Here is a 12,133-nt window from a genome sequence, read left to right as displayed (position 1 = left end):
GAGCTTTCACCTTTATAATATTTTATTTAACCTCAACAGCCTCAGGAAATTTCCATGTGCCATTAAGTATTTCTTTATGCGGACGATAAAGTCTAACCCAATAATTCCAGCCATCAGTAACGGGAATACAATTTGGTGTTTTTCCGTCACAGCCCCCAAACTGTATGGTGATTGATCCGTCGGCATCTTTTTTTGCCGTAATATTGTTTAAAGTATACATATTCAGATCGTTTTTCTCAAAATAACCCGTTTTATTGTATACACTAACAGACCAAAAACCATCGACTGGAACATTCTTTATTTTAAGTTTATAAACTGTTTTCCCATCATTTTTTTTCGGATTTACAGAAAGATATAAGGCATCTTTTTCAGGATTTCCGCCCCAACCTGTAGCGCTTCCAAGCAAATGACGGGTTTCGTCGACTTTTCCCCTTGGGCCAAACATTCCTTTGGTGTCAGACAATTTTTTGGAAACTTCAATTAAAGAATCGCGAACTTTCTTCTGACTCGCCTGATCCCAATTTGGAATATCAAATGTTCCTTTTTCTTTCTGGTCAATTTTAATAGCGTCTTGAAGACCCGTTACAACAGGAAGATCTTTAGGATTATTTGGATCAATAAATGTTCGTATAGCCAACATCAAGTAACGTGTGCCGACTTTTTCTTTGGTAAAAGTAAAAGTTCCAGGAGCATAATAGGTTTCAGAATATTGATCTTCGTCGATTGTCTGCATTGACATAAAACGTTTTCCAGGATTAGGAAGCGTTATGGTTACAGGTCCTGCATCGAGATCAAAAACGCCAGAAGAATATAAAACATCACGATTGGCACGAATAACAGTTTGTTTGTCAATTGGCATAAGTGTTTTGTAATGGTGCATGTTTCCAACACCACCTGATTCTTTGACAGATGTTGAAAAATAAAGATCGGTTTCTGCACGGTTAAAATTTGCTGCTGTTACAGTAGTGCTATTTTTCTGTGCCAAAGAATCTGTTTTTACAGCAGTCGAATCTTTTAATGCTTCAGAATCACTGTTTGATTTTTCTTTTTTGCAAGCCGTTAATGTTAAAAGTGCAGTAATAAAAAAAGCGGTTAAATTTTTCATAATCGGGTGGTTTTATTTCACGTAAGATTTTCTTTGATTTTAAAATTAGAGTTTAAAAGAAAAACTCCGCCTTTTTGGATGGCAAAACTGGTTGCAAATTATAAGTTGCAACCATTTTGAAATATATTGCGCTAAATGGAAGGAAAAAAAAAGCCTCAGATTTCTCCGAGGCTTATAAAATTTTAAAAATACTTCTAGAAGTTAGTATTTATTTTTTTCGAACGGTCAGCAATATAAGAGATCAACCAGATTACTTGCCCTTCTTTTACAAAGTAAATTTTCTTTGTTGCGTAGTCTGGAATACTTTCAAGACAAGTTACAAGGATGTTATTTGCAGAAATCAAATATTTTTGGTCATAAGTGCTTAAAACTCTTGCGGCTTCTTTGTTTGTTTTTGCAAGGTTGGTAAACTTACTAAAGTTGTTTTTAAGAATAGCGTCATAATCGATAACATCTTGAAGCGTTAAAGCAACGTAATGATCTTTATTAACAGTTTCATCATAAAAAAGAGTAGAAAATGCCCAAACAGCACCGCCAGATAAATACAATTTACCTTTTTTTGCTAAAGGAGGATTTGCGTCAAATAACTCTTTTGTCTTTTTACGTAGAATTACATTGTAATCAAAAGACTTTTCTTGATAAGTCGACATATCGTTTACCTGACTTTTGTTTACCACTGTTTTTTCTACAGCATCAGTAAGTGTCATGGTTCCAAAACTAAGTTCTAACGGAACAAATTCTAATTTACCGTCTTTAAGTTCGTCTATATAACCGCCTTTTGTAGTTTGAGCACCAATATCAAGAAGGAAAGCATTAGCAAAATCAACAGGAGGAATAGCACCTTTTACAAGTGTTTTTGCTTCTTCGTTAACATCTAATACCTCTAATTGTTTTCCCGTTAAAAGGGCAATTTTGTTTTTTAGAACATCTAAGTTACGCGCAGATGCAAAAACAGGAGCCGCTACAATAAAAATGTTTTCTTCCAGAATTTTGTTTTCAGCTTTAATTTTCTGTAATTGATTGGTAACCGTTACAGTAGTTTTAGTGATATCTTCTTGAGTAAGTTCGCCATTAGCAGTAATATGATCAGCAAATGGAATTCTTTCGGTCCAGAAAGAAAGTATTTTGTAATCTGCTTTTCTGATGTTGTTTACATCAATTACAGAAACTTTTATGGCTCTGCGGCCGATTTCGATTCCAGCATAAACACTTTTTTGAGAAAATGAAGTGACAGAAAAAAATAAAGTTAAAAGAGTAAAAACTAAAAATTTGGGGTTGTGTTTTTTAAGCATTGTGTTGAATTGTAATTATAGTATAATTTGTTTTTAAAAGATTATAAAGTTGTTTTTGTGGTATTGATGTGAAAATCACAATTTTAGAATGAAAACAAATGGTTTCATTACGGAATTGCGAATTTAAGAAAACATTTAATAATATAAAATCAGTTATTGAGAAAACATAATATTAAATAATTGTAAAGAAATAACGGGTTTTATTTCGATAAAGTATATTTATAAAAAAAGCTCCAGATTTCTCTGAAGCTATATTTACATTTAAGAATGATAAAAAGGAGTTTTTATTTTTCTACTCTTTTGAAGTCTAAATCTTGAAAATCAAAACTAAAATCAATATTTGGCGAAATGCCTTTCATTTTAATAGATTGGGCTTTACCTGTTTCGTCAAGTGAAAACAGAACTAGCGCATCACACTCCATGGCTTGGTATTCCCATTTTACTGCAAATGTATTGGCGTTATAGAAAGCCATTGGTCCATTTAACTTTGGTGATCGAAGACATTTAATCCATAACTGTTTATTTTTTAAAAACACTTCTGCTTTTCCAAACCATTTATCTTCGTAAATGCCAACAAAGTCTTCGTTTTTTATTTTGACATTTTTTACAGATTCTACCTTCTTCCATACGTTTTTAGTCACGTCATCACCTGTAGTTTTGTCCTCGCTCATCCATTGGACTAATTTATCTGTCCAGCCATAATCATCAAGGCCTAAATAACTGTCTTCAATAGTATTTGATACAGCAGTAAAAAGACCGCCACCGCCATTTTCAGTATTCGTTAGAATCACAATTCCTAAGTTTAGATCAGGAAATAGGGTTACTTTAGACAGCATTCCTGGCAGACCGCCTGTGTGTTCTACTTTAAGATTTCCTTTTGAATCTGATATGAACCATCCTAAACCGTAACCATTAAAATGAGAGTTGTATCTCGGATCAGAATCGGTATTCATGATGGTATGCAGACGCCACATTTCGTCATGATTTTTTATAGAAAATAAAGATGATTTTAGATCTTCTCCATATTTGCCTTTATTTAATTGTGTAATCATCCATTTTGACATATCGGCAACGTTGGAGTAAATACCTCCAGCGGCACTTGCTATACCTATATCATAAGCATCAACGGTTTTTATTGTTCCCGAAGTTGAAGAATGCGGAACGGCAAGATTTGTTTTGTCTTTCAGCAGGCTTCCAACAAAAGTATGGTTCATCTGTAAAGGAACTATAATTCTTTGCTGTACAAATTGCTCATAACTCTGACCGCTGACTTTTGCTATTATTTCCCCAGCAATTATATAAAGTAAATTATCATAATCAAATTTGGTTCTAAAGGCAGAAACAGGTTTGAAATGCTGAAAACTTTTTGTTACATCTTGTATGGTAAAGTTGGATCCGTCAGGAAAAAACATTAAATCGCCAATACCTAATCCAAGTCCGCTGCGATGCGTTACTAAATCTTGAATATTAAAATTCTCTGTAACATAATCGTTATACATTTTAAATTCAGGCAAATAATCTTTAACCTTATCCGTCCATTTCAATTTGCCTTCGTCTTCTAAAATTGACAGCGCGGCTGTCGTAAAAGCTTTTGTATTAGATGCAATTTGAAAATTGGTGTATTCGTCTACTGCTTTTTTGGCTTCAATAGAATTAATGCCATATCCTTTAGAATGGATTATTTTCCCATCTTTAACTACTGCAATTGAGGCACCTGCAACTTTAAATCTTTGTAGAGCATTAAGCATTAAGGAATCGATTTTTGCAGAAGATAATTGAGCAAATGATGCAGAAGAAACAAAACAAATAAAAAATAATAAGGCGAAACGAATTCTCTTTTTTTTCATATTAATTTGATTTTTGGACTCATGTAAAAACAATAAAAAGAGTATCGATATCTTTAAATTATTGCTCATAATGTATTTAGTGATAACGAATATAAGAAATATCTTTAATCAAGATAATGGAGTGATTGCCAAATCAACAAAAATAATAGGAAGTTATTTTTTTAGAGACAATAAATGAATTTGGACTTTTGAACAAAGTTACGGATTGAAATATTTGGGAAATTTGTATCAGATAAAAATGAGGAGAAAATGGAATCCAAAAAAGATCAAACTCTTTCAGAGTCAAAGGTTATGCAGAACTTCTATTTGGGAGATAATGTTGAAGGCGAAGCTTTTGTGTCCGATCACATCTTTAGTTATATCATAAGTGGCAGACACGATGTATGGATAGGACATAAGAAATATACTTTTACTGCTGGTGATTACCGCTTCTTTAGAAGAAATCAATTAACAAAATCGATTAAGCATACAGAGGCTGACGGATTCAAGTCAATAGCTATTCATTTTGACCAAAATACTCTTAAAGAAATTTCGAAAGAAATGGGTTTTAAATCAGAAAGATTTCATGGTGAAGGAGTGAAAATTATTAAGGCAAATAGCATGTTGAAAAAATCTATAGCTCTATTCAGTGAATATGCCCAAAGAAAAGAGGTTGACAGTGAAGCTTTACGAATTAAAATTAAAGAACTGGTTTTAATACTTGCAGATATTGATTCTGAAATTAAGCAAATGCTGTTTGAATTTAACGAGCCAGGAAAACTGGATTTAGAAGGGTTTATGAATGGTCATTATAGATACAATGTTCCGTTGGAAAAATTTGCTTTCCTCACTGGGCGCAGTTTGTCAGGCTTCAAAAGAGATTTTGCGAAATTATTTAAGGTTACTCCAAGCAGATGGCTTACTAAAAAACGGCTTTCTGAAGCAAAATATTTAATAGAAAATTGTAAGCAACGCCCAAGTGATATCTACTTAGAAATAGGCTTTGCTAATATGTCTCATTTCTCTTATGCCTATAAAAAAGAATTTGGGATGTCACCTTTACATAAGAATAAGAACAACTAATTTACAGATAAAAATGGATTTAAAATTAAAAGGAAAAAGAGCGCTTGTAACGGGTTCGAGTTCGGGACTTGGCGAATCAATAGTTAAAATGTTGGCAAATGAAGGAGCGACCGTTATAGTTCATGGTAGAAATGAAGATCGTGCCAATTTCGTGTGTCAGGAAATTATCGATAATGGTGGAAGTGCAGAAATAGCTTTAGGAGATCTTAGTACCGATAAAGGAGCTGATGAGGTTGCTTCTGCAGCGCTTAAAAATGGCCAGATTGATATTTTAATTAATAACGCTGGTGCAACATCGCATAAATCTTGGGGTGAGGCAACAACAGATGATTGGTCTGAAATTTATAACAACAATGTCGTTTCTTATGTAAGAATGATTCAGCGTATAGTGCCACAAATGAAAACATTAGGTTGGGGGCGAGTTATTCATATTGGTGGAGGGCTAGGCATACAGCCTATTAAAGAACAACCACATTACAATGCAACCCTCGCAGCGAGACATAATCTTTCCATCTCACTTGCGAGATCATTGCAAGAAACCGGAATAACTTCAAATATTGTATCGCCTGGAGCAATTATAAACCCTATGGTTGAAGATTGGCTTGTAAATGCTGCACCGAAGTTTAACTGGGGAACAGATTTAGAAGAAATAAAATCTAAAGCTGTTCAGCAATTAATTCCTAACGATACTGGACGTTTTGGAGAGCCTGAGGAAGTCGCAGGAACAGTTGCATATCTCTGTAGTACTTATGCTAATTATATTAGTGGAGCTATCATTAGGGTAGATGGCGGTACCATTAAATGCATGTAAAATATATAGAAATCTATACCATTAGTACTATTGAATTTATTCAAGCAAAAAAGCTTCGGAGAAATCTGAAGCTTTTTTTGTAGCAAGCATTATTATGGTGTACGGGATACCGTAAAAAACTTACAAGAAATTACGTTAAATTGCACATAATAATTTTTAGCATCATTTTTAAATGAAAATAATACAGAGTTTTTGGTCTGGAAATTTAAATGATTTAACCTGCAATTATGGCTGGATTTCTTATAAATATAATTGGCTGAGCTGGATTTTAAGCAGTCATCAATTAGTTAAATTTCATGAAGAAGTTGAACTGTATACAGATCGTTTTGGATATGAAATTTTAATTGAAAAATTGAATTTGCCTTACACCAAAGTTCATGTAGTTTTAGACGATTTAAATAATTATCCTAAAGATTTATGGGCTGTTTCTAAAATTAAAGTTTACCAGATGCAGAACGAACCTTTTTTGCACGTTGATGGAGATGTTTTTGTATGGGAATCTTTGGATGCTAAATTTAAAAATGCCGCTGTGCTTACTCAAAATTTAGAAATTACCGCCGATAATTATAAAAAAATGTGGGATAAAATTTCATCAGAACTCTTGTATGTACCAGTTGAAATGGAGAAGTACCATAAGGCACCCAACAATTTTGCTTGCAATATGGGGGTTGTGGGAGGAAATGACATAGATTTTTTTAGGCAGTACTCCAAGACGAGCATTGATTTTTTAGATAAAAATATAGCTGCATCATCAAAAATTAACTGTCTTAATTTTAATTTGTTTTTTGAACAGATTTTATTTTATCAATGTGCTCAAAATATGGGAGTAAAGCTTGATTTTTTGTTTGATGAAATATATAATGATGGTTATTATGATGGCTTCGCTGAGTTTCAGGATGTGCCCGAAAAGAAATACTTACACTTACTGGGAGAATATAAAAGAAACCCAGCCGTATGCAAAGCGATGGAAGTTTATGTTATGAGAAACTATCCCGAATGTTACTCAAAAATGTCTGCCTTAATTAATGAAGCGGTAGGAAATCAAAATGAAATTGAATTTCTTAATAAAGAGAAGGTAGCAGAATTGATTTCGAATTTTGATTATGAGCTGAAAAATAAAAAGTTTCTTGCCGACAATTATCTATTGAAAAGAGATCTATATACCGAAGCTTTATCAAATTATTTTAAAAGGTTAGTAGACAAAGAAGATTTTAATATCGTGCTGCTAAAAGGTTTTGAAGTCGTTACAGGTCAAGAGGAGGAAGAAGCATCTTTTATAGAAATAAAAGAACTTAATGAAGTGTCTAAAAAATATGAATTGGATGATTTAGATGAAATTGCTCTGTCTAAAATTGAGGCCGGAATCCGATATTCAGATTTTATTTCTGAAATGTTGATTCATTTCGATTACGATTCAGAAGCGTCAAAAAAAGATATTCTGGTTTTGTTAAACACTAAACTGACCAATTATATTGTTTTGAAAATAATTGCTATTTATAAATAATTTTATAAGAAAATAATAAAATAGTATTGTTAGATATTTTTATTATCTATTGTTTTTATTGAGGTTTTTCGGGTTTTTGTGTGTTGTAAAATAATTATAAATGTTAAATTTTTATATAAATGTGGTTTTCCGTAAGGAAATATCGTTATAAAAAGCAATATTTGTGAATAGGGTTGTGGTTTTATGAATGCAAACCCCATAGGAAGTCTATGGTAGGTTTAATTCTGTAGTTTTTAAAAAATATTTAAGTTCAGCAATATTATATTCATTTCTAATGAGATAATATTTGAGCAAGGTGATTTGGTTTCATTTTAAAATAAATAAAATAAATAAAATAAATAAAATAAAAGTCCTGCGCAGGAATTGACAGAGATTCCAAATGTCTTTAAATTATTGGAAAATATTAATCAATTTAAATTATTAAGTTATGTTCAAAAAAACCGCAAAAAACACAGAAATTAAAAAATTTACACCAAGTGATGTACAAAGATTGACTGAAAAAGAGTTAAAACAGACTATGGGAGGTTATGTGGAGAATACTGTTTGTCTTGACCCGATTACAGATAAATATTATCCTTGTCCTGCATAATGATAATATTCCAGATTTGGTGTTTTGCAATATAATGAGGTAACTAGCTAAATTAATAGAAACATCAAAAATATGAATAATAGAGGGGATAGTCTTTTTGACTTCCCTTCTAAACTTAGTAGAATATTAGGATAACTGGTCGATAGGTAGAATGATTGTTTGTTTTTTATAATCAAAAAGTGTTTTCACATTAGTTTTTTTATCTTGGTTTTAATTGTTAGAAAGCTATAACGCTGTACATTAATAGATAAAAATATATTAATAATATGCAATCATCAAAAATGTTAAAAGTAGTAAGGATTATAATATTGTTTTCTTTGTTTATATATTTATTGGGGTATATTATCGGTTCTACTTATAAAAAGTAATTTATTTTTAGTCTTTAGCTAGTCAAGAAATGCTACGGATTTATAACAGAAAAAAAATAGAATATGAGATTTTTAAAAAGCAATTTGTTTAATATTTTGTTTGCAACTTTTGTTACTCTGTTGTTTTTGCTTTATGTTTTTAATAAGGGAGAGATTTTTGGTAGAGCATTAGCAAATTAGTATTTTGGACTGGGAATAATTAAATTTTCTATAAGTGAATTTGTGTTTTGCTTGTATGGTTAAAAATGAAAAAAAAAGAATCTTTTATTGAAAATCTTCTTTTAGGTAAGAAACATAAAAAACTATTTGCTATAATTTATATTAGTATTCTGTGTGCTTTAATATTTTATTTTGCTGGAAAATTTTTTGGAGAAACCCTTTATTTTGCAAATCATTAGAAAATAAATGAGATTTAAGCAAAAAAGAAGTATTACCGTTATTGTATAAATCTGCAATATTTTCTTTATTTAAAACAATAGAATTTTTATAAAGCATTGAGGCTAATAGTTAGGATTTTATCTACCAATAGCATAAGTTATTCCACCAAGTAAATGCTGTACAAAAAGAGGATCATTGTAACTTTCAGAGCTATGTCCTAAAGCAGTGTAAAATACCCTGCCGCCATCATATTCGTGATACCATGCCAAAGGATGATTATCGCCATGTTTACCGCCTTTATATGAAGATTCGTCAATTTTTATAAGCACATTTACGTCTGGATTCAAATATTTAAAATTGTACCATTCGTCTTTTCGTTCCCAAATTGTCGGAAGATGCTTTGTAGACGGATGTTCATGATTTACGATTATAAGTTTTGCAATTTGTGGCTCAGGATGTCCTTCAAAAATTCCGCCGATCATTTCTGTGTACCAAGACCAGTCTGGCTCACAGTTTGTGGCCGAATGAATGCCGACAAAACCATTTCCGTTTTCTATGAATTTTTGTAAAGCCAATTTTTGACTTTCGCCTAAAACATAACCTGAGGCACTTAAAAATATAACGGCTTGATATTGTTTTAAGTTTTTTGAATTAATTGCCAGAGAGTCTTCAGTAGCATCTACAATAAAATGATTTTCTTCCCCCAGTTTTTTTATCGCTGCAATTCCAGCGGGAATGCTTTCATGTCTGAAGCCATTAGTTTTAGAAAAAATTAGTACTTTTTTGGTTTTATAAGAAGTGCTTTGTTCTTTGTTGTTGATATGAAAAGAAACTAGAAAATAGCTTGTTAGCAGAATGAAGCTGAATAAAAATGATTTTTTTATTGAAAACAGGTGGTTCATTTTATATGATTTTATTTTGGGAAGATAGAAAAAAAATATTTCTGTTGAGTGTGTTTTCTAGGCTATTACAAAATAGCTCGTTTTAAATAATCTATATAAGTTACTATTGATATTACTGCTGTTGACAATTGAAAAGCTTCATAAATGTCTAGAAATTTGCGTTTTGGAAAAAAATCAGATATTTGATGTATAAAATCTCATTAGCAATTATTTTATAAATAGGTAATTATAATAATATGAACTATCAAAATATTGTTCCCGAAGACTCTATTTCGCTTTTTGTGAAAAACATATGGGTGTTTGAAAATGGAGATAAAAATATACATACAACATTACCTTTTTTTGCAGACGGCTGTCCAGGTTTGATGTTTCAGCAAACCGATCACGGATTGGTTGTAAAGCCTCACGATAAAAAGATGCCAGAAGTTTTTCTATATGGCCAAACAATTCTACCAATTGAGCTTGAGATTTCGGGCGCGTTTCTTATTATCGTTTTTCAGCTCTATCCCTATGTTTTGAAGACATTTTTCGATATACAACCTCAGAGTATTAACGATAATTGCTATTACTTTGATGATACTGAAGAAGATATAAAGTGGCTCAAAAAACAATTGGAATTGAGTAAAAGCAATTTTGATAAAATTGAAATTATATCAAAATTGCTTTTACGGTATTTTGAAAAGAAAAAGGAAAACCTTGATTTTGAAATACGGCAAGGTATAGAATACATTTTTCAAACAAAAGGTCAAGAAAGTATCCGCTCGATTGCTAGTAAATTAAAGTTCAATATTCGCACCTTTGAGCGAAGATTTCTGACTGAAACAGGACTTACTCCTAAACAGTTTGCTAAGATTATCCAATTTCAAGCCTCATTGGATCAATTGACGGTTAAAGATTATGAAAAACATACCGACATTGTATATGAAAATGGGTTTTCAGATCAATCTCATTTTATAAAAGTTTTTAAGGCTTTTACTGGTAAAACTCCAAAATCATTTGAGAAATAATTATCACTGTCGCTTTTATTCTATTTTAGAACATTTATCTATTGGAATTTTGTATCACTAATCTTAAAAATTGATACAAAATGAAAGTAATAATCTTTGGAGCCACGGGTACAGTTGGCATTGAAATCGTAAAACAAGCATTAAAAAATGGTGATGAAGTAACAGCTTTTGTTCGTGATCCGCAAAAACTGCAAACTATTTCTCATCCTAACCTTCATATTCATGTAGGTGATGTTTTGAGTTTGAATGATGTTGAAAACGCGTTGCATGGTCAAGAAGCAGTTTTTTGTGCCTTAGGCGATGGTAGAAAAGGCAAAATACGTGCAGAAGGAACAAAAAAAATTATTGAAGCCATGAGAAAAAAAGGATTAAATAGGTTGATTTGCCAAACGACGCTCGGCTTGGGCGAAAGCTATGGAAATCTTAATTTTATCTGGAAACATGTTATGTTCGGGATGTTGCTAAAAAAAGCATTTCAAGACCATAAATTGCAAGAAAAATATATTTTGGACAGTAATTTGGATTATACAATTGTTAGGCCTAGTGCTTTTACAGATGACCAAATTACCAATACGTATCGCATAGGTTTTGACGGAAGTTTTAAAAAACTCAATCTAAAAATTGCCCGTAAGGAAGTTGCCGATTTTATGATACGTCAACTAAATACCAATGAATATTTAAAAAGAACCGTTAGTATTTCCAATTAAAATGAAAGCATCAAATATTCTACTAATTATTACGGCAACGACAACAGCATTAATGGCTGGGCTTTTCTTTTCATACTCGATTTCGGTGAGTTTGGGATTAGGAAAACTAAACGATAAGGAATTTCTAAATGCCATGCAGAACATCAATCGAGAGATTCAGAATATACCATTTTTCATTTGTTTTTTCGGAACGTTGATTATGCTCCCAATTACCAGTTTTCTGCACTACAAAAAAACGTCGTTTCTGTTGCTCTTGACAGCTACATTATTTTATTCACTTGGTGTGTTTGCTGTAACCGTGTTTGTAAATGTTCCTCTGAATAATACCCTGGAGTTGTTTGATCTTACAAGTGCCTCAAACACAAGTGTGAGGCAAATGAGAAATATCTTCGAAGACCGCTGGAATTTTTGGAACAATATAAGATCTTTATCTTCCTTATGCAGCGTGTTTTTTCATTATTTTGGCCTGTGTTTATAGTGGACATAAATTAAAGAGTAATTGATGCTAAATATAAAATAGGCTTGGTATAAACAAAAAAAACACCACTTGTAGAAGTGGTG

Annotated in this window: 12 protein-coding genes; 8 read left to right on the top strand and 4 right to left on the bottom strand. The window is 31.8% G+C overall.

The annotated features are described in order from the left end of the window. Positions 1-22 precede the first annotated feature (22 nt). From NU08_RS06215 to NU08_RS06205, 3 genes are all read right to left on the bottom strand, one after another. Positions 23-1,105: a DUF1214 domain-containing protein gene (locus tag NU08_RS06215; protein WP_129746322.1), complete on the bottom strand. Its 1,083-nt coding sequence runs from the start codon at positions 1,103-1,105 to the stop codon at positions 23-25. A gap of 194 nt (positions 1,106-1,299) precedes the next feature. Further along, positions 1,300-2,397, bottom strand: a complete 1,098-nt coding sequence (locus NU08_RS06210) for an exopolyphosphatase (protein WP_129746321.1) — start codon at positions 2,395-2,397, stop codon at positions 1,300-1,302. A 284-nt stretch (positions 2,398-2,681) separates the two neighbouring features. Next, on the bottom strand, positions 2,682-4,244 hold the full coding sequence (locus tag NU08_RS06205; protein WP_242502490.1) for a serine hydrolase: 1,563 nt from the start codon (positions 4,242-4,244) through the stop codon (positions 2,682-2,684). A 249-nt stretch (positions 4,245-4,493) separates the two neighbouring features. On the opposite strand from NU08_RS06205, the gene NU08_RS06200 reads away from it, so the two are divergent. The 5 genes from NU08_RS06200 (at position 4,494) to NU08_RS22270 (ending at position 8,976) form a co-directional block, all read left to right on the top strand. Next, on the top strand, positions 4,494-5,306 hold the full coding sequence (locus NU08_RS06200) for an AraC family transcriptional regulator (RefSeq protein WP_129746320.1): 813 nt from the start codon (positions 4,494-4,496) through the stop codon (positions 5,304-5,306). A gap of 13 nt (positions 5,307-5,319) precedes the next feature. Beyond that, on the top strand, positions 5,320-6,117 hold the full coding sequence (locus NU08_RS06195; RefSeq protein ID WP_129746319.1) for an SDR family NAD(P)-dependent oxidoreductase: 798 nt from the start codon (positions 5,320-5,322) through the stop codon (positions 6,115-6,117). A gap of 172 nt (positions 6,118-6,289) precedes the next feature. Next, the gene (locus NU08_RS06190; protein ID WP_129746318.1) at positions 6,290-7,621 is read left to right on the top strand and encodes a DUF6734 family protein; all 1,332 of its coding nucleotides are present in this window, start codon (positions 6,290-6,292) and stop codon (positions 7,619-7,621) included. A gap of 427 nt (positions 7,622-8,048) precedes the next feature. Continuing rightward, on the top strand, positions 8,049-8,210 hold the full coding sequence (locus NU08_RS22275) for a hypothetical protein (RefSeq protein ID WP_165352423.1): 162 nt from the start codon (positions 8,049-8,051) through the stop codon (positions 8,208-8,210). 613 nt (positions 8,211-8,823) lie between these two features. Then, positions 8,824-8,976, top strand: a complete 153-nt coding sequence (locus tag NU08_RS22270) for a hypothetical protein (protein ID WP_165352422.1) — start codon at positions 8,824-8,826, stop codon at positions 8,974-8,976. 117 nt (positions 8,977-9,093) lie between these two features. Here the strand turns inward: NU08_RS22270 and NU08_RS06185 are convergent, their stop codons facing one another. Then, positions 9,094-9,858: a ThuA domain-containing protein gene (locus tag NU08_RS06185; RefSeq protein ID WP_129746317.1), complete on the bottom strand. Its 765-nt coding sequence runs from the start codon at positions 9,856-9,858 to the stop codon at positions 9,094-9,096. A gap of 236 nt (positions 9,859-10,094) precedes the next feature. On the opposite strand from NU08_RS06185, the gene NU08_RS06180 reads away from it, so the two are divergent. From NU08_RS06180 to NU08_RS06170, 3 genes are all read left to right on the top strand, one after another. Further along, positions 10,095-10,865 carry a helix-turn-helix domain-containing protein gene (locus NU08_RS06180; protein ID WP_129746316.1) on the top strand — a complete coding sequence of 257 codons (771 nt, stop codon included), beginning with the start codon at positions 10,095-10,097 and terminating at the stop codon, positions 10,863-10,865. A gap of 80 nt (positions 10,866-10,945) precedes the next feature. Next, a complete protein-coding gene (locus NU08_RS06175) occupies positions 10,946-11,572 on the top strand; it encodes an NAD(P)-dependent oxidoreductase (RefSeq protein ID WP_129746315.1) in 627 nt (208 codons plus the stop codon). 1 nt (position 11,573) lies between these two features. Continuing rightward, positions 11,574-12,050: a DUF1772 domain-containing protein gene (locus NU08_RS06170; protein ID WP_317126348.1), complete on the top strand. Its 477-nt coding sequence runs from the start codon at positions 11,574-11,576 to the stop codon at positions 12,048-12,050. Positions 12,051-12,133 lie beyond the last annotated feature (83 nt).

Origin of the sequence: Flavobacterium anhuiense, from assembly GCF_004151235.1 — a bacterium.
In the GTDB taxonomy this organism is placed as follows: domain Bacteria; phylum Bacteroidota; class Bacteroidia; order Flavobacteriales; family Flavobacteriaceae; genus Flavobacterium; species Flavobacterium anhuiense_A.
Note: the sequence above shows the minus strand (reverse complement) of the source record. Positions and strands in the feature narration are given on the sequence as shown.